The sequence below is a fragment of the Ancylobacter vacuolatus genome, from assembly GCF_030813595.1.
In the GTDB taxonomy this organism is placed as follows: domain Bacteria; phylum Pseudomonadota; class Alphaproteobacteria; order Rhizobiales; family Xanthobacteraceae; genus Ancylobacter; species Ancylobacter vacuolatus.
This window is the reverse complement of sequence record NZ_JAUSUH010000005.1, coordinates 317,579-335,556: the sequence shown is the minus strand read 5'-3', so window position 1 is coordinate 335,556 and position 17,978 is coordinate 317,579. Positions and strand designations below refer to the sequence as shown.

Annotated in this window: 14 protein-coding genes; 9 read left to right on the top strand and 5 right to left on the bottom strand. The window is 67.2% G+C overall.

The genetic code is table 11. From position 1 onward, the window contains the following. The first annotated feature begins 7 nt into the window (after window positions 1-7). The gene (locus J2S76_RS13995; protein WP_307061129.1) at window positions 8-2,080 is read left to right on the top strand and encodes an ATP-dependent helicase; all 2,073 of its coding nucleotides are present in this window, start codon (window positions 8-10) and stop codon (window positions 2,078-2,080) included. 203 nt (window positions 2,081-2,283) lie between these two features. Here the strand turns inward: J2S76_RS13995 and J2S76_RS13990 are convergent, their stop codons facing one another. Continuing rightward, the gene (locus J2S76_RS13990) at window positions 2,284-2,511 is read right to left on the bottom strand and encodes a helix-turn-helix transcriptional regulator (protein ID WP_307061126.1); all 228 of its coding nucleotides are present in this window, start codon (window positions 2,509-2,511) and stop codon (window positions 2,284-2,286) included. Window positions 2,512-2,621: 110 nt separating this feature from the next. Here J2S76_RS13990 and J2S76_RS13985 point away from each other — a divergent pair, with 110 nt between their 5' ends. The 6 genes from J2S76_RS13985 to mnhG are packed head-to-tail and all read left to right on the top strand — an operon-like array spanning window position 2,622 to window position 8,667. Continuing rightward, window positions 2,622-5,531, top strand: a complete 2,910-nt coding sequence (locus J2S76_RS13985; protein ID WP_307061124.1) for a monovalent cation/H+ antiporter subunit A — start codon at window positions 2,622-2,624, stop codon at window positions 5,529-5,531. Continuing rightward, on the top strand, window positions 5,531-5,881 hold the full coding sequence (locus tag J2S76_RS13980) for a Na+/H+ antiporter subunit C (protein WP_307061122.1): 351 nt from the start codon (window positions 5,531-5,533) through the stop codon (window positions 5,879-5,881). Before J2S76_RS13985 ends, J2S76_RS13980 begins: the two co-directional genes overlap by 1 nt. After that, window positions 5,878-7,539, top strand: a complete 1,662-nt coding sequence (locus J2S76_RS13975; protein WP_307061120.1) for a monovalent cation/H+ antiporter subunit D — start codon at window positions 5,878-5,880, stop codon at window positions 7,537-7,539. The genes J2S76_RS13980 and J2S76_RS13975 overlap by 4 nt, the downstream gene beginning before the upstream one ends. Next, window positions 7,536-8,033 (top strand): Na+/H+ antiporter subunit E, encoded by a 498-nt coding sequence (locus J2S76_RS13970; RefSeq protein WP_307061118.1) that lies wholly within the window; start codon window positions 7,536-7,538, stop codon window positions 8,031-8,033. Before J2S76_RS13975 ends, J2S76_RS13970 begins: the two co-directional genes overlap by 4 nt. Then, complete coding sequence (locus tag J2S76_RS13965; protein WP_018387084.1) at window positions 8,030-8,311, top strand: K+/H+ antiporter subunit F; 282 nt, start codon at window positions 8,030-8,032, stop codon at window positions 8,309-8,311. The genes J2S76_RS13970 and J2S76_RS13965 overlap by 4 nt, the downstream gene beginning before the upstream one ends. Next, complete coding sequence (gene mnhG / locus J2S76_RS13960; protein ID WP_091436096.1) at window positions 8,308-8,667, top strand: monovalent cation/H(+) antiporter subunit G; 360 nt, start codon at window positions 8,308-8,310, stop codon at window positions 8,665-8,667. The genes J2S76_RS13965 and mnhG overlap by 4 nt, the downstream gene beginning before the upstream one ends. An 18-nt stretch (window positions 8,668-8,685) precedes the next feature. On the opposite strand, the gene J2S76_RS13955 is transcribed toward mnhG, so the two are convergent. Beyond that, window positions 8,686-8,943, bottom strand: coding sequence for a hypothetical protein (locus J2S76_RS13955; RefSeq protein ID WP_307061115.1), 258 nt, complete (start codon window positions 8,941-8,943; stop codon window positions 8,686-8,688). Between the two features lie 80 nt (window positions 8,944-9,023). After that, window positions 9,024-10,865 carry a sigma-54-dependent Fis family transcriptional regulator gene (locus tag J2S76_RS13950; RefSeq protein WP_307061113.1) on the bottom strand — a complete coding sequence of 614 codons (1,842 nt, stop codon included), beginning with the start codon at window positions 10,863-10,865 and terminating at the stop codon, window positions 9,024-9,026. Between the two features lie 238 nt (window positions 10,866-11,103). On the opposite strand from J2S76_RS13950, the gene adh reads away from it, so the two are divergent. Next, complete coding sequence (gene adh, locus J2S76_RS13945) at window positions 11,104-12,621, top strand: aldehyde dehydrogenase (RefSeq protein ID WP_018387088.1); 1,518 nt, start codon at window positions 11,104-11,106, stop codon at window positions 12,619-12,621. Between the two features lie 133 nt (window positions 12,622-12,754). Next, on the top strand, window positions 12,755-13,174 hold the full coding sequence (locus J2S76_RS13940; RefSeq protein WP_307061111.1) for a DUF779 domain-containing protein: 420 nt from the start codon (window positions 12,755-12,757) through the stop codon (window positions 13,172-13,174). Window positions 13,175-13,189: 15 nt separating this feature from the next. On the opposite strand, the gene J2S76_RS13935 is transcribed toward J2S76_RS13940, so the two are convergent. After that, the gene (locus tag J2S76_RS13935; RefSeq protein WP_307061109.1) at window positions 13,190-14,122 is read right to left on the bottom strand and encodes a response regulator transcription factor; all 933 of its coding nucleotides are present in this window, start codon (window positions 14,120-14,122) and stop codon (window positions 13,190-13,192) included. Next, complete coding sequence (locus J2S76_RS13930) at window positions 14,112-17,501, bottom strand: hybrid sensor histidine kinase/response regulator (RefSeq protein WP_307061171.1); 3,390 nt, start codon at window positions 17,499-17,501, stop codon at window positions 14,112-14,114. The genes J2S76_RS13935 and J2S76_RS13930 overlap by 11 nt, the downstream gene beginning before the upstream one ends. Between the last annotated feature and the right edge of the window lie 477 nt (window positions 17,502-17,978).

Below are 17,978 nucleotides of genomic sequence, written 5' to 3'. Positions count from 1 at the left end.
TCCGCCCATGCTCCCCGCCGCCTATCTCGACAAGCTCAACCCGCAGCAGCGGCGAGCGGTTGAACATGGCATCACCGGCGATGGCGAGGTGATTGGCGGGCCGCTGCTGGTCATCGCCGGCGCGGGCTCGGGCAAGACCGACACGCTCGCGCATCGCGTCGCTCATCTCATCGTCAACCGGGCCGATCCGCGTCGCATTCTGCTGCTCACCTTCTCGCGCCGGGCGGCGGCGGAGATGGCGCGCCGCGTCGAGCGCATCGCCGCAAGGGTGATCGGCCCTGACGCCAGGGCACTGACCGAGGGGCTGACCTGGGCCGGCACCTTCCACGGCATCGGCGCCCGCCTGCTGCGCGACCATGCGCTGGAAATCGGCCTCGACCCCAACTTCACCATCCACGACCGCGAGGACAGCGCCGACCTGATCAACCTCATCCGCCATGAACTCGGCTTCTCAAAGACCGAGAAGCGCTTTCCCACCAAGGGTACGCTCATCGCCATCTATTCCCGCGCGGTAAATGCCGAGCAACCCCTTCCGGAGGTGATCGGCCGCGCCTTCCCGTGGTGCGCCGGGTGGACTGACGAGCTGAAGGCGATCTTCTCCGCCTATGTCGAAGCCAAGCAGCGCCAGAACGTGCTCGATTACGACGATCTGCTGCTCTACTGGGCGCAGATGATGGGCGAGCCCGCTTTGGCGGGCGAGATCTCACGTCGCTTCGACCATGTGCTGATCGACGAGTATCAGGATACGAACAGGCTTCAGTCCTCGATCCTGCTGGGACTGAAGCCCGACGGGCGCGGCCTCACCGTGGTCGGCGACGATGCGCAGTCGATCTATTCCTTCCGCGCCGCCACAGTGCGCAACATTCTCGACTTCCCCGGCCACTTCACGCCCCGCGCCGACACCATCATGCTGGAGCAGAACTACCGCTCCACCCAGCCCATCCTCGCCGCCGCTAATGCGGTGATCGATTTCGCCAGCGAGCGCTACGCCAAGAATCTCTGGTCCGAGCGCGCCACCGGCGAGCGCCCGGTGCTGGTGAGCGTGCGCGACGAGATCGAACAGGCCAATTTCATCGCCACCCGCGTGCTGGAGAACCGCGAGGACGGCATCGTCCTGAAGCAGCAGGCGGTGCTGTTCCGCGCCGCTCATCACAGCGGGCCACTGGAGGTGGAGCTGACCCGCCGCAACATTCCCTTCGTCAAGTTCGGCGGGCTGAAGTTCCTTGATTCCGCCCATGTGAAGGACGTGCTCGGCGTGCTGCGCTTCGTCGAGAACCCGCGCGACCGCGTGGCAGGCTTCCGCGTGCTGCGCCTGCTCTCCGGTCTGGGGCCCGCCACCGCCGCGCGCATTCTCGACGTGGTCGACGCCGCCGGCACGCTGTTGCCGGCGCTGGAAGCGGTCACGCCGCCGGCGCGCGCGGAGACGGAATGGCCGGCTTTCCTCGCCATGGCCCGCGAATTGAAGGCGAATGCCGCCGGCTGGCCGGGCGAGCTCGATCTGGTGCGCGCCTGGTACGAGCCACTGCTGGAGCGCCTGCACGAGGATGCCGGCAGCCGGCAGGCCGACCTCGTTCAGCTGGCGCAGATCGCCGCGAGCTACCCCTCCCGCGCCCGCTTCCTCACCGAGCTGACGCTCGACCCGCCTGATGCCACCAGCGCCGAGGCTGGGCCGCCGCACCGCGACGAGGATTATCTCATCCTCTCCACCATCCATTCCGCCAAGGGGCAGGAATGGAAATCGGTGTTCGTGCTCAACGCAGTGGATGGCTGCATCCCGAGCGATCTCGGCACCGGCACGCGCGAGGAGATCGAGGAGGAGCGGCGCCTGCTCTACGTCGCCATGACGCGGGCGAAGGACAGCCTGCATCTGCTGCTGCCGCAGCGCTTCTTCACCCATGGCCAGGCCGCGCGCGGCGACCGCCATGTCTACGCCGCCCGCACCCGCTTCATCCCGCCCACCATCCTCGGCCGCTTCGCCATGGCCAGCTGGCCGCCGGCGCAGGCGGAAGCCGCCGGCCGACCGGGTGAACCTCGCGCGGCGGTCGATATCGGCGCGCGGATGCGGGCGATGTGGAAGTGAGGGGGGCAACTCGACCGGCCCTGACCGATGGCCGCTGATTCCCTCATCCACGGGCTTGCCCCGGGGACCCAGCCCCGCCACCGGCACGGCGCGTGAAAGCCTGGGTGGCCGGGTCAAGCCCGGCCATGAGGGAGGCTATTTGCGAGATCACGAATGAGGCCACGAGGGGCCGGGGCGAGGCGTCGCGCTGAGCGCCATGGCCTTCAGCGGATCCGCACCCCCGGCCCATGCTCGCCGGGCGGCAACAGCATCACGCCGGCGTCCTGCAGGGTACGAACCAGCAGGGTTTCCGTGCCCCTGTGCAGCACGTGGCGATGCCGCTCGAAATCGCGCACCGTGCTACGGGACACCCCGGCGCGCTCGGCCAGATGCTCCTGCGTCCAGTCGAGAAGCCCACGTGCCGCGCGGCATTGTTCGGGCGCAAGTTCCATCGTTTCTGCCTTGCGTGAAGACGACCAAATCAACCATAATGGGCGACATCTCGCAAGACGCACGCGCACAACTCTAGGATTCACCGCCCGCAAGGAGGCTGCCGCTACCTATGCCGCATGACACGCTTCTCCTCGTCGCGCTGCTTCTGCCGTTTCTCGGCAGCCTCGCTGCGGGGTTTCTGCCGACCCATGCGCGCAATGCCGCGGCGGTGCTGGCGGGCAGCGTGGCGGTGGCGGGGATGGGGATCACCATCTGGCTCTACGCCATGGTGGCGGAAGGCACGCCGGTGCAGTTCTGGCTGTCCTGGCTGCCCATGCTGGGGCTCGACTTCACCCTGCGGCTCGACGGCCTCGCCTGGCTGTTCGCGATGATGATCTTCGGCATCGGCGCGCTCGTCGTGCTCTATGCCCGCTACTACATGTCGCGCGAAGACCCGGTGCCGCGCTTCTTCTCCTTCCTGCTCGCCTTCATGGGCTCGATGATCGGCATCGTGCTGTCGGGCAATCTCATCCAGATGGTCTTCTTCTGGGAACTGACCAGCCTGTTCTCGTTCCTGCTCATCGGCTACTGGCACCACAGCGCCAGTGCGCGCGACGGCGCCCGCATGGCGCTCACCGTCACCGGCACGGGCGGGCTCTGCCTGCTGGTCGGGGTGCTGCTGGTCGGGCGCATCGTCGGCAGCTACGACATCGACCAGGTGCTGGAATCGCGCGACCTCATCGTCCAGAGCGATCTCTACGTTCCGGCGCTGGTGCTGATCCTGCTCGGCGCCTTTACCAAGAGCGCGCAGTTCCCGTTCCATTTCTGGCTGCCGCACGCCATGGCGGCGCCGACGCCGGTTTCGGCCTATCTGCATTCGGCCACCATGGTGAAGGCAGGAATCTTCCTGCTGATGCGGCTGTGGCCGGTCATGTCCGGCACCGATGCCTGGTTCTACATGGTGGTGCCGGCCGGGCTGGTGACGCTGCTGCTCGGCGCCTTCATCGCCATCTTCCAGCAGGACCTGAAGGGACTTCTCGCCTATTCCACCATCAGCCATCTCGGGCTGATCACCCTTCTGCTCGGCCTCGGCAGCCCGCTGGCGGCGGTGGCGGCGATCTTCCACACGCTGAACCACGCCATCTTCAAGGCCTCGCTGTTCATGGCGGCCGGCATCATCGACCATGAGACCGGCACCCGCGACCTGCGCAAGCTGAGCGGGCTCTACCGCTACATGCCGTTCACCGCCACGCTGGCCATGGTCGCCGCCGCCGCCATGGCCGGGGTGCCACTACTCAACGGCTTCATCTCCAAGGAAATGTTCTTCGCCGAGGCGGTGGCCGACCATACCGGCTCGCTGCTCGACGACAGCCTGCCCTATTGGGCGACGCTCGCCGGCGTGTTCAGCGTCACCTATTCGCTGCGCTTCATCCTCGGCGTATTCTTCGGGCCGCCGCCCATCGATCTGCCGCACCGCCCGCACGAGCCGGCGCACTGGATGCGCTTCCCGATCGAGCTGCTGGTGCTGATCTGCCTGCTGATCGGCATCGTGCCGGGCCTGACTGTCGGCCCGGTGCTGGCCACGGCCGTAAAGGGTCTGCTGGACGCCACCCCGCCCTATTACAGCCTGGCGCTCTGGCACGGCTTCAACCTGCCGCTGATGATGAGCCTGATCGCCATGGCCGGCGGCGTGGTGCTGTATCTCGGCCTGCGCCGCTACCTCGAAAGCGGCATAGAGGGCCCGCCGATCCTGCGCGACTTCAAGGGCCAGCGCATTTTCGAGAAGGTGCTGGCGACACTCTCCTGGCAATGGGCGCGCGCGGGCGAGAATGCGCTGGGCACGCGGCGCCTGCAGCCGCAGATGCGGATCGTCATCAGCCTCGCCGTGGTGGCGGCGCTGGCGCCCTTCCTCGCCAATGGCGCCGTCGGCACCGGCAACATGCCCGGCACGCCGCTGCCGCCCGCCTTCGCCCTGCTGTGGCTGATCGGCGGGGCCTGCGCACTCGGCGCTGCCTATCAGGCCAAGTATCACCGTTTCGCCGCGCTGGTGCTGGTGGGCGGGGCGGGGCTCGTCACCTGCATCACCTTCGTCTGGCTCTCGGCCCCGGACCTTGCCGTCACCCAGCTGCTGGTGGAGATCGTGACCACGGTGCTGCTGCTGCTCGGCCTGCGCTGGCTGCCCAAGCGCATCGAGGAGGTCTATCCCACGCGCCCGCCGCTGAAGGTGCTGCTGCGCCGCTATGTCGACATCACCATCGCCTGCGCGCTCGGCGGGGTGATGGCCTTCCTGGCCTATTGCCTGATGACCCGCCCGCTGACCGAAAGCGTCTCGCGCTTCTTCGTCGAGCGCGCCTATTCCGAAGGCGGCGGCACCAACATCATCAACGTCATCCTGGTGGATTTCCGCGGCTTCGACACGATGGGCGAGATCGTCGTGCTGTGCCTGGCCGCGCTCACCGTCTTCGCCCTGCTGCGCCGCTTCCGCCCCGCCCCGGAGAGCATCCGCACCCCGGAGCAGCAACGCATCCAGAACGCCTATGACGAAGCCTCCCCCGACCGCTCGCCCGGCGACACGGTGGCCGACTACATGCTGATCCCGCGCCTCATCATGCACTGGCTGTTCCCGGTGATCGCGGTCATGGCGGTCTATCTGTTCATGCGCGGCCATGATCTGCCGGGCGGCGGCTTTGCCGCCGGCATCACCCTCTCCATCGCCTTCGTGGTGCAGTACATGGCGAGCGGGGCGCGCTGGGTGGAGGACCATCTGCGGGTGCTGCCGCTGCGCTGGATGGGGCTGGGCCTGCTCACCTCCTGCGCCACCGGCGTCGGCTCCTGGTGGTTCGGCTATCCCTTCCTCACCTCGCATTTCCAGTATGTGGAGCTGCCGCTCATCGGCAAGATGCCGGCAGCCTCGGCACTGCTGTTCGATCTCGGCGTGTTCGCGCTGGTGGTCGGCGCCACGGTGCTGATCCTCATCGCCCTCGCCCACCAGTCGCTGCGCAGCTCGCGCGCCGCCCAGGTCAATGAGGGGGGCGACTGATGGAAATCGTCCTCGCCATCGGCATTGGCCTTTTCACCGCGTCGGGCGTGTGGCTGCTGCTGCGCCCGCGCACCTACCAGGTCATCATCGGCCTCGCTTTGCTGTCCTATGCGGTGAACCTGTTCATCTTCGCCATGGCCGGCGGCGGGCTGCGCGTTGATTCCCCGCCCATCCTGGCACCTGGCGGCGTCGGCGACCCGACCGCGATCGCCGATCCGATCCCGCAGGCGCTGGTGCTCACCGCCATCGTCATCGGCTTCGCCATGACGGCTCTGTTCCTGGTCGTGCTGCTGGCAGCGCGCGGGCGCACCGGCACCGACCATGTCGATGGGCGGGAGCCGGACAGATGACCCCGGTTCTCGACCATCTCGCCATCCTGCCGATCCTGCTGCCGCTGGCGGTGGGCGCCTTCATGCTGCTGTTCGACGAGCGCCGGCGCCTGCTGAAGATGTCGCTCAGCCTTGTCACCGTCTTCGCGCTGCTGGCCATTGCGGTGACGCTGGTGGTGCTGGTCGGCCTGCCCAATGGCGACCGCTGGTCGACCATGATCGTCTACCCCTTGGGCAACTGGCCGCCGCCCTTCGGCATCGTGCTGGTGGTGGACCGGCTGGCGGCGCTGATGCTGCTGCTCACCTCCGTGCTGGGCTGCGCCACGCTGCTGTTCGCCATGGCGCGCTGGCACAAGGCGGGACCGCGCTTCTACACCCTGTTCCTGCTGCTGCTAACCGGCCTCAATGGCGCCTTCCTCACTGGCGACCTGTTCAATCTCTTCGTGTTCTTCGAGATCCTGCTCGCCGCCTCCTATGGGCTGGTGCTGCACGGCTCGGGCACGGCGCGGGTACGGGCCGGGCTGCACTACATCCCGATCAACCTTGTCGCTTCGTCGCTGTTCCTGGTCGGCGTAGCGGTGATCTACGGCGTCACCGGGACGCTCAACATGGCCGATCTCAGCCGGATCGTGCCGACCCTGTCGCCGGATTCGCGCACGTTGATGGAGGCGGGCGCCGCGGTGCTCGGCGTCGCCTTCCTGGTGAAGGCCGGCATGTGGCCGCTCAGCTTCTGGCTGCCGACCACCTATGCCGCCGCCTGCGCGCCGATCGCCGCCATGTTCGCGATCATGACCAAGGTCGGCATCTATGTGATCCTGCGGCTGTTCCTGCTGTGCTTCGGCGACGAGGCGGGCGCCTCGGAGGAGTTTGGCGCGCTCTGGCTGTATTATGGCGGCATGGCCACCATCCTGTTCGGCGGCATCGGCGTACTGGCCTCGCAGTCGATGCAGCGGCTCGGCGGCTATTCGGTGCTGATCTCTTCCGGCACGCTGCTCGCCGCCATCGGCACCGGCAACAGCGCGGTGATATCAGGCGCGCTCTATTATCTCGTCACCTCCACCCTGGCGATCAGCGCCTATTTCCTGCTGGTCGAGCTGATTGAGCGCGGCCAGGCGGCGGGCGCCGACGTGCTCGCGGTCACGCTGGAGATTTTCGGCGATCCGGAAGAGGACGTCGAGGACGAGGACGAGGAGGTGGGCGTCGCCATTCCCGCCACCATCGCCGTGCTCGGCGGCGCCTTCCTGGCCACGACGGCGCTTTTGGCCGGCCTGCCGCCGCTCTCCGGCTTCATCGCCAAATTCGCCATGCTGTCGGCGCTGCTGAACGAGGCCGGCGATATTCCCTTCGCCCATTGGTCCTTCGTCGCGCTGCTGATGCTGTCGGGCCTCGCGACCCTGATCGCCATGACCCGCAACGGCATCCGCACCCTCTGGGTGCCGGCGGAGACGGAGATTCCCCGCGTGCGCGCCATCGAGGCGATCCCGGTGGGGGCGCTGCTGTTCCTGTGCGCGGCGATGACCTTCGCCGGCGGCCCGGTCATGCGCTATATGGAGGCCACCGCGCAGATCCTGTACTGGCCGAGCGAATATGCCCGCGACGTGCTCGGCGACCGCCCCGCCGGCCACATCACCAGCGATCCCCGCGCCAGTGGGCACGGCCCCGCGGGAGGCCCGCCATGACCCGGCTGAAGCGCGTTCTGCCCTACCCCCTGCTGTTCCTGGCGCTGCTGGGCATGTGGCTGCTGATGACCCAGAGCCTGTCGGCAGGGCAGATCCTGCTCGGCGCAGTGATCGCCTTCGGCGGCTGCTGGACGATGGTGGCGCTGGACCCGCCGGCCGGCCGGCTGCGCAGGCCCGGCGCGATGGCGCGCCTCGCCGGACGGGTCTTCCTCGACGTGTTCCGCTCCAATCTCGCGGTCGGCAGCATCATCCTCGGCAGTGAGGACCGGCGCACCCATGCCGGCTTCATGAGCCTGCGGCTCGACCTCACCAGCCCCTATGGACTTGCCGTTCTGGCCATCATCCTCACCTGCACGCCCGGCACGCAATGGGTGCGCTACGACCCCTCGCGGCGCGTGCTGATGCTGCACGTGCTCGACCTCGTGGACGACAGGCACTGGGTGCGGACCATCAAGGAGCGCTATGAGAGCCTGCTGATGGAGATTTTCGAATGAGCGTCGCCATCCTCGGCTGGTCGATCACGCTGGCGCAGGTGCTGCTGACCCTCGCCATGGCCTGCGCCGTGCTGCGCTTCATGCGCGGCCCCCGGGCGCAGGACCGGATCATCGGCCTCGACACCTTCTATGTGAACGCGATGCTGCTGCTCGTCACCCTCGGCATACGCAGCGGCGCCACGCTCTATTTCGAGGCGGCGCTGGTCATCGGCCTGCTCGGCTTTGTCGGCACGGTGGCGCTGGCGAAGTTCCTGATGCGCGGCGAGGTGATCGAATGAGCGCGCCGGACCTGCCGCTCTGGGCGGCCATTCTCGTCTCGTTCTTCCTGGTGGCCGGCGCGCTGGTGACGCTGCTCGGCTCGATCGGGCTGTGGCGGTTGCCGGATTTTTACGCCCGGCTGCACGCCCCCTCGCTCGGCGCTACGCTGGGCACCGGGTTGATCCTCGTCGCCTCGATGATCTGCTTCTCGGTGCTGCAGGGCCGGCCGCTGGTGCACGAGGTGCTTATCGGCCTGTTCGTCACCATCACCACCCCGGTCACGCTGATGCTGCTGGCCAGCGCCTCGCTCTATCGCGACCGGGTGGAAGGCAACGACGCCGCGCCCAAGAAGGACCCGCCGCCGACCGAGCTGTGAGGGTCTGCCCGCCCGCGTTCAGCGGCGCGGGTCGTCCGGCTTCTTCGGCGTGCCGTCGAGCGAGCCGTCGACCGTCTTCACGGTATCGGGCGCGAAGCGTCCGCCGTCGCGGGCGGACGGCTCGCCATCGGTGGGGTTATTGTCGTTGTCCACTTCGCCCATCGGCGGCTTGAGCGGATCGGACACCGCCGTCGTCCGGTCTTCGAGCACGGCGTCGACATTGGCGGGATCGACGACGACGGGGTTCTGGTCGAGCTTGCGGGGATCAAGAACCATCGGGCGGCCTCCATGAACATGTCAGGAGGTAACGGGCCGGATCGTCGCGAGTTCCCTGCCGGTGCCCTGCCGCCGCCGGCTCAGGCGTGGAACAGCCGCCGGTAGAGCGTCGAGCGGTTGACGCCCAGCCGACGGGCGGCCTGCGAGACATTGCCGCCGCAGGCCTCCACCGCCTGCCGCATCGCCTCGACGGTGAGCGCGTCGAGCGTGCCCGCCGGGGCCGTCCCCATTGGCGCCGCCAGAATCTCCGGCGGCAGCATGTCCTCGCCGACGGGGCGGAACGGGTCGGCCAGCGCCGCCAGGGCGCGCAGCGTGCCGGAGAGCTGGCGGAAATTGCCCGGCCAGTCATAGGTGGCGAGCCGCGCCTCGCAGCCGTCCGAGAGTGTCAGCCGCTCATCCTCCACCACCCGACGCCACAGCGCGCGCACGATTTCCGCCCGGTCCGGCAGACGGCGCAGCGGCGGCAGTTCCACCGTGTAATGGGCGATGCGGAAATACAGGTCCTGCCGGAAGCTGCCGGCCTCCACCAGCAGGCGCAGATCGCGATGGGTGGCGCAGAGCAGGGCGAAATCCACCTTCACCGGCCGGCCGCCGCCGAGCGGGGCGACCTCGCGCTCCTGCAGCACCCGCAGCAGGCGCGACTGCAGCGCCAGCGGCATGTCGCCGATCTCGTCGAGAAACAGCACGCCGCCATCGGCCTCGCGCAGCAGCCCGCGCCGCCCCTGCCGGCGGGCGCCGGTGAATGCGCCGTCCTCATAGCCGAACAGCTCGGATTCGATCAGCGTCTCTGGGATGGCGGCGCAGTTCACCGCCACGAAGGCCCCGCCGCCGCGCGCGCTCAGCCGGTGAATCTCGCGCGCCGCAAGTTCCTTGCCAGTGCCGGTTTCGCCGCGGATCAGCACTGGCACATCGGCGCCGACCATCCGCACCGCGCGCGCCAGCGCCGCCCGCTCCTCGGCACCGAGCAGCGGCCCCTCCTCGCGGCGCGCCGGGCGCTGCTTCGGCGCGGCTTGAGGCCCCGCGCCCGAGCCCTCGAAGCGGCCATAGAGCGGCCCGCCGCCGCGCCCGCGCAGCGCCTGCGTCTCGCCAGCCGTGCCGGGCAGCCGCTCCAGCAAATCGCCGGCCCGCTTTTCGCCAAGCGCCGACCAGTCGGCACCGACCAGCCCAAGCCCGGCGCGGTTCGCCGCCACCAGCCGGTCGTCCTCGAACACCAGCACGCCCTCGCGCGAGGTGCCGAGCAGCGCCCGGTCGGCCTGCAGCCGCAGCACCCGGCGGCCGGCAAAATCCTCGTCGAAGAAACGATGCTCGATCTGCTCGACCGCGAGGCGCACCAGCCCGAGCGCGTGGCGATGGTCCACCGCCGCCGGGCCGGACATGTCGAGCGCCCCGACCGTCTGGCCATAGGGATCGAGGATCGGCGCCGCCGAACAGCTCAGAATGCCGTGCGGGTCATAATAGTGCTCGCCGCCATGCACGCAGATCGGCCGGCCTTCGACCAGCGCCGTGCCCACCGCATTGGTGCCGGTGGAGGCCTCGCCCCATAGCACGCCGGGCCGCAGCGCCACTTGCGCCGCCCGGGCCGCGAAATCGGCATTGCCCAGCGCGTCGAGGATCAGCCCCTCGGCATCGGTGAGAATGACCACGCAGCCGGTCTGCATCGCATCGGCATAGAGGCTTTCGATTTCCGGCCGGCACAGCCGGCGCAGGCGCTCGTGCCGCTCGGAAATGGCGTTGAGTTCAGGGGCGGTCAACGGCTCGAGGCGCGGCAGAGCGGCGCTGTCGAGCCCACGCTCGGCGCAGCGCTTCCATGAGCGCAGGATCGGCTCGGGTACCAGCGCCGCCAGCGGCCTGTCGTGCAGGCCGAGCTGGAAGAACTGCTTGCGCGCCGCCAGCACGGCGCGCGGCGAGGCCTCTTGGCGCATGCGATCCTCCCGGAGTGTTGCAAAATGCCACACATGTCGCAGGTCTTGTTGTTCTTTCCGGCAGTCTGCACCAAGTTTTCAGCCCGCGTCCATCGGTATCATCCTCAACCCTGCGCGAGTACATCTCCATTGCGAGCAATTCCAATCCTTTGCCGTGCCGCAATAACGATTTTGTGCACTGCGGAAACAGTCTGGCACGCCCGCTGCAATATTGAGTGTCCCAGTCTGGGAGGATCCAATGAACAAGCCAGAAATCGCCATCACCAAGCAGTCGCCCTTTAAAGCCCGCTACGGCAACTTCATCGGCGGCAAGTTCGTCGAGCCGGTCGCCGGCCGCTATTTCGACAACACCTCGCCCATCACCGGCGGCAAGATCTGCGAGATCGCCCGCTCCGACGCTGACGATATCGAGAAGGCGCTCGACGCCGCCCATGCCGCCAAGGACGCCTGGGGCAAGACCTCGGCCGCCGAGCGTGCGATCATCCTCAACAAGATCGCCGACCGCATGGAGGATAATCTCGACCTCCTGGCGCTCGCCGAAACGTGGGACAACGGCAAGCCGATCCGCGAGACCACAGCGGCCGACATGCCGCTGGCCATCGACCATTTCCGCTATTTCGCCGGCGCCGTGCGCGCCCAGGAAGGCGGCATCAGCGAGATCGACCACGACACCATCGCCTATCATTTCCACGAGCCGCTCGGCGTTGTCGGGCAGATCATCCCGTGGAACTTCCCCATCCTGATGGCGGTGTGGAAGCTCGCCCCGGCGCTGGCCGCCGGCAATTGCGTCGTGCTGAAGCCGGCTGAGCAGACCCCGGCCTCCATCCTGGTGCTGGCGGAACTGATCGCCGACCTGCTGCCCCCGGGCGTGCTGAACATCGTCAACGGCTTCGGCCTTGAGGCCGGTAAGCCGCTCGCCTCCTCCAGCCGCATCGCCAAGATCGCCTTCACCGGCGAGACGACGACCGGCCGGCTGATCATGCAGTATGCCAGCCAGAACCTCATCCCGGTCACGCTGGAACTGGGCGGCAAGTCGCCGAACATCTTCTTCGCCGACGTGGTGGCCGAGGATGACGATTTCTTCGACAAGGCGGTCGAGGGCTTCGTCATGTTCGCGCTCAACCAGGGCGAGGTCTGCACCTGCCCGAGCCGCGCGCTGATCCAGGAAAGCATCTATGACCGCTTCATGGAGAAGGCGCTGAAGCGGGTGGAAGCCATCGTTCAGGGCTCGCCACTCGACCCGGCGACCATGATCGGCGCCCAGGCCTCCTCCGAGCAGCTGGAGAAGATTCTCTCCTACATCGATATCGGCAAGCAGGAGGGCGCCGAGGTTCTGATCGGCGGCGAGCGCAACAATTTCGGCGGCGACCTCGCCGGCGGGTATTACGTCAAGCCGACCGTGTTCAAGGGCCACAACAAGATGCGGATCTTCCAGGAGGAGATCTTCGGCCCGGTCGTCTCCGTGACCACCTTCACGGACGATGCGGAAGCGCTCCACATCGCCAACGACACGCTCTACGGCCTCGGTGCCGGCGTGTGGACCCGCGACGGCAACCGCGCCTACCGCTTCGGTCGCGCCATCCAGGCCGGCCGCGTGTGGACCAATTGCTACCACGCCTACCCCGCTCACGCGGCATTCGGCGGCTACAAGCAGTCCGGCATCGGTCGCGAAAACCACAAGATGATGCTCGACCATTACCAGCAGACCAAGAACATGCTGGTGAGCTACAGCCCGAAGAAGCTCGGCTTCTTCTGAGCGAGCCGGCATGAGCTTGCCTCTCCCCATCGGGGAGAGGTGGCCCGCGAAGCGGGTCGGTGAGGGGCAGCGCGAACGCCCCTCACCCCAGCCCTCTCCCCGACGGGGAGAGGGAGCTTTCACGGGAGTTTCCATGGACACGCTGACCGACGCCCCCGCCCACCCGGCCGAAGACACCATCCCCCGCGTCCTTGCCACCGAGGCGGCGCTGGCGCTGATCGCGACGCTGGCCAATGAGCACGGCAGATTGCTGTTCCATCAGTCCGGCGGCTGCTGCGACGGCTCCTCCCCCATGTGCTACGCGCAAGGCGACTACATTGTCGGAGACAAGGACGTGCGGATGGGCGAGATCGGCGGCGCGCCGTTCTATATGAGCCCGTCGCAGTTCGAGTATTGGCAGCACACCCAGCTGATCATCGACGTGGTGCCCGGGCGCGGCGGCATGTTCAGCCTAGAGAACGGGCGCGACCAGCGCTTCCTCACCCGCTCGCGGCTGTTCACGGACGCGGAACTGGAGCGCCTCGCTCCCCTTGCCTATGGCGCGGCGGACTGAGCCTGCGCGCACCGATCAGCGCGGCGTCAGCGCCGTCACCGCCAGCGCGGTCGCCGCCGCCCGGTTCTCCACGCCAATCTTGGCGTAGATCTGTTCCAGATGCTTGTTCACCGTGCGCGGCGACAGGCCGAGAATCTCGCCGATATCGCGGTTGGCCTTGCCGCGCGCCAGCCAGACCAGCACCTCGGATTCGCGCAAGGTGAGGCCCAGCTTGGTCTTCAGCACCTGCTCGGGCGGAATGCCGGAATCCTCGACGATGCGCAGAAGCAATTCCTCCGGGCCGATCTGCCCGACATAGGACAGCTTCAGCCGGCGGGCCGAGCCCTCCAGCACCACCTCGATCGCCTCCGGTTCGATGGCGGCCCCCTCCACCTTGCGTCCTTCCAGCCAGCGCCGCACCACCTCCGGCAGGGTGAAGCTGTCGCCGGGGGGCGAAACGCTGAGGGCGGTCAGCAGCGCCGTGGCCTGAGGCGTACTCCACAGCACCCTCCCCGCCCGGTTGGCGGAGAGCAGATAGCGCCCGGCGGCGTCCAGCGCGGCGCGGGCGCTGTGGGTCTGGCGGGCATTGGCCAGATGCACGCGGATGCGGGCGATCAGTTCGTCCGGCGAAATCGGCTTGGTGACATAGTCGACCCCGCCCGCCTCCAGCCCCTTCACGATCTGCTCGGTCTCGGAAAGCCCGGTCATGAAGATGACGGGCACATGCGCCACCGCTTTGTTGCGCTTGAGCCGGCGGCAGGTCTCGAAGCCGTCCATGCCCGGCATCACCGCGTCCATCAGCACCACGTCGGGGGTGATGCGCTCGACCAGCGCCAGCGCATTGGCGCCCTCGGTCGCCACCAGCACGGTGGCGCCCGCCGCCTCCAGCGCATCGGTGAGGAGACTGAGGGTTTCGGGCGAATCGTCCACCACCAGAACGATGTCTCGGCGTTCCACGCTATGCATCATTGCTGCGCAACGCCTCCAGCACGGCCATGTATTGTTTGAGGTCGAACGTGTCCATCAGGTCGCGCATGTGGGCGACAAAGGCCCGGTGGTCGGGCGAGGCGCCTTCAATCTCCTTGAGCTTGGCCTGGATGCCGCGCACATAGCCGATCTCCCCCAGCTTCATCAGGTCGTCGAGATGCACGCCCGCCGGCGCCCGCAATTCGCCGGGCTTACTCGCCTCGCCGGCGGCCAGAGCGGCGAGTTCGCCGTCGCCCACCCATTCGAGGTCCAGCAGCGCCGCCATCTTCTCCAGCAGCGTGCGCAGATGCACCGGCTTGACCAGATGGTCGTCATTCTGGGCGAGGCCGTCGCCGAGAATTTCCCCGGCATTGGCTGAGATCATGATGATGCGCAGGCGCCCGAAGCCCTCATCCCTGAGCTGACGCACCACCTCCCAGCCGTTGAGGCCGGGCATGGCGATGTCGAGCAGCAGCATGTCCGGCTCCCATTCGCGCACCATGTCGAGCGCCTGCACGCCGTCCGTGGCGGCGAGCACGGTGAAGCCGAGCGGCACCAGCAATTCGTGCATCAGGTCGCGATGGGCGACATCGTCATCAGCCACCAGCACGGTGCGGCGCGGGCCGGTATAGCCGGCGATGTGCCGGTGCTGGATCGGGCCGAGGCGCGAGGGGTTGGTCACTTCCGACAGCATCATCTTGACGCGGAAGACGCTGCCCTCCCCCGGCACCGATTTCAGCGAGATTTCCCCGCCCATGATCTCGGTGAGCAGCTTGGTAATGGTCAGCCCGAGGCCGATACCGGCGGTGGAATAGGTGCCGGCGCGCTCCCCGCGCTCGAACGGCTCGAAGATGCGCTTGTGGTCGGCGGCGGGAATGCCGATGCCGCTATCCTCGATCTCGAACTCCGCCACCTGGTTGCGATAGGACACGCGCAGCGCCACCCGGCCCCGCTCGGTGAACTTGATGGCGTTGGAGAGCAGGTTGATGAGGATCTGCCGCAGCCGCTTCTCGTCGGTGAAGACGGTTCCGGGCAGCCGGTCGGGCCGGACATAGACGAAATCGATCCCCTTGGCGGTGGCCTGCAACCGGAACATGTCGACCAGCTGGTCGAGGAATTCGCCGATCCGCACCTCGTCACGGGTGAGATAGAGCCGGCCGGCCTCGATCTTCGAGATATCAAGCAGCCCGTCGATCAGGCCGGACAAATGCTCGGCAGAGCGGCGCACCACGCGGATGGCATCGCGCCGGTGCGGGGGAATGGCGACATCGCGCTCCAGCAGCTGGGCATAGCCGAGAATGGCGTTGAGCGGGGTGCGCAGTTCGTGGCTGATGCCTACCACGTAGCGACTCTTGGCGAGGTTGGCGGCCTCGGCGGCTTCCTTGGCCTTCTGCAGCTTGGCGTCGGTGCGCTTGTGCGCCTCGATTTCGCGCATCAGCAGCGCGGTCTGGCGGTTGCTCTCCTCCTGCGCCACGCGCCGGCTTTCCTGCGCCAGCACGAACAGCCAGGCGGCGACGCCGGCGATGATCAGCAGGATGAAATAGAGCGTGAACAGCACATTGCCGACCGTCTCGGTCTGGTCGGGCGGAGCGAAGGTCGACTGGAAATAGATGACGCCCAATATGCCGCCGATGACGATCGCCAGCAGCGACATGACGCCGATATAATGGCCGAGCCGGGAATTGAGCTGCGCCACCATCCAGCCCGGCAGAGTGGCGCGCAGCGCGCCCAGAATCTGCTCGGGAAAGCGGGCATCCTCCTTGCAGCGGTCGTTGCAGCGCGCATCCAGCGAGCAGCACAGCGAGCAGATCGGGCCGGCATAGACCGGGCAGTGCGCCATGTCCTCCGGCTCGAACTTGTGCTCGCAAATGCAGCATTTGAGCGTGTGACGGGCTTCCCAGTTCTTCGCCGTGCGCCGCGCGATGTAGTAGCGCCCGCCGGTGGCATAGGCGATGCCGGCCGCCGCGACGAAGGACACCACCAGCGCCAGGAACGGCGCGAACACTTTCAGCGTCGGACCAAAAAAGCCGGCAAAGGCGATCACGCCGATCAGCGTGCCGGCCAGCAGCGCGCCGACGCCCACCGGGTTGATGTCGTAGAGATGCGCCCGCTTGAACTCGATGCCCGGCGGGCTCCAGCCCATCGGCTTGTTGACCACGAGGTCGGCCACCAGAGCCGCCACCCAGGCCACCGCGACGATGGAGTACAGCCCGAGGATCTGCTCCAGCACCTTGTAAATGCCGAGCGCCATCAGCATCAGCGCGATGGTGACGTTGAACACCAGCCACACCACCCGGCCGGGATGGCTGTGGGTCAGGCGGGAGAAGAAGTTCGACCAGGCGATCGAGCCGGCATAGGCGTTGGTCACATTGATCTTGAGCTGGGCCAGGATGACGAACAGGCCGGTGAAGGCCAGCGCCAGCTCGGGCGAGAACACCGTCCTGAACGCCACCAGATACATCTGGGTCGGCTCGGCGGCGTGCAGGAAGGGGATGCCCTGGGTGAGGGCGAAATAGGCCAGGAACGAGCCCGCCAGCATCTTGATGCCGCCGGGGATGATCCAGCCCGGCCCGGCGCTCAGCAGCGCCACCCACCACAGCACGTTGCGCCTTGTCTCGGTGCGGCCGGGCGCCCGGCGTGGCAGGAAGCGGAGAAAATCCACCTGCTCGCCGATCTGCGCGATCAGCGCGAACACCACCGTGGTCGCGGTGCCGAACAGCACCAGGTCGAACGAGCCATCCGGGGCGCCGAAGCGGCCGGTATAGGAGGTCCAGCCGGTCAGCGGCGCGTCATAGAGCGCGAAGATGAAAATGAAGGGAATGATGTTCAGCACCAGCCAAACCGGCTGGGTCCAGAGCTGGAAACGGCTGATGAAGGTGATGCCATGCGTCACTAGCGGGATCACCACCAGCGCGCTGATGAAATAGCCCACCATCAGCGGCACGCCGAAGCACATCTCCAGCGCCAGCGCCATGATCGCCGCCTCGATGGCGAAGAAAAGATAGGTGAAGGAGGCGTAGATCAGCGAGGTGAGCGTCGAGCCGATATAGCCGAAGCCGGCGCCGCGGGTCAGCAGGTCGATGTCGACGCCGAACTTGGCGGCATAATAGCTGATCGGCAGGCCGGCGGCGAAGATGACGACGCAGACCACAAGGATCGCCGCCACCGCGTTGGGGAAGCCATAGGCGAGCGTGATCGCCCCGCCGATCGCCTCCAGCGCCAGGAACGATACGGCGCCGAGCGCGGTGTTGGCCACGCGCAGCGCCGACCACCGGCGCGCGCTCTTGGCGGTGAAGCGGAGCGCGTAGTCCTCCAACGTCTCGTTGACGACCCACTGATTATAGCGGCGCCGAACGCGAACGATCTTCTGCTCCGCCGCCATGGGGTTCTGCCTCGCCGTGCCAACGCCAGACATTCTTCCGCGCTCACCCTCCCCAGGGCATGTCGTGTTTTTGCACCACGTCAGTTCCGGCCCGTTACGAGAACTGCCCCGGACAGCCAAGCATAAATCATTCCACTCGCGCGACACCGACAGAATAAAGTCATGGCGGAGCACCGGCACGCATCAAACTACCGCCAATCAAAAAAGAGCGCCCTAACTGCCCAATAACAAGGCTGAATTTCGAACAATTATGCTTATCTACTAGCCATTTGTTCTCGCGCGCGCGCGAAAAATATCACGTGCCGCGCGCCATCATCTTCGCGGCAGGACACACATTCCCATGTTCGGCTCCACTGTGCGGGAGCGGAGACGGTTCCCCTATACGTCAATCGACGTATTGCTGCATCGCGACATCGGCCGCCACGATCCAGCCAATGCAAGCGCATGAGAAGCTTGTTGAGGCCACGTCAAACCCGT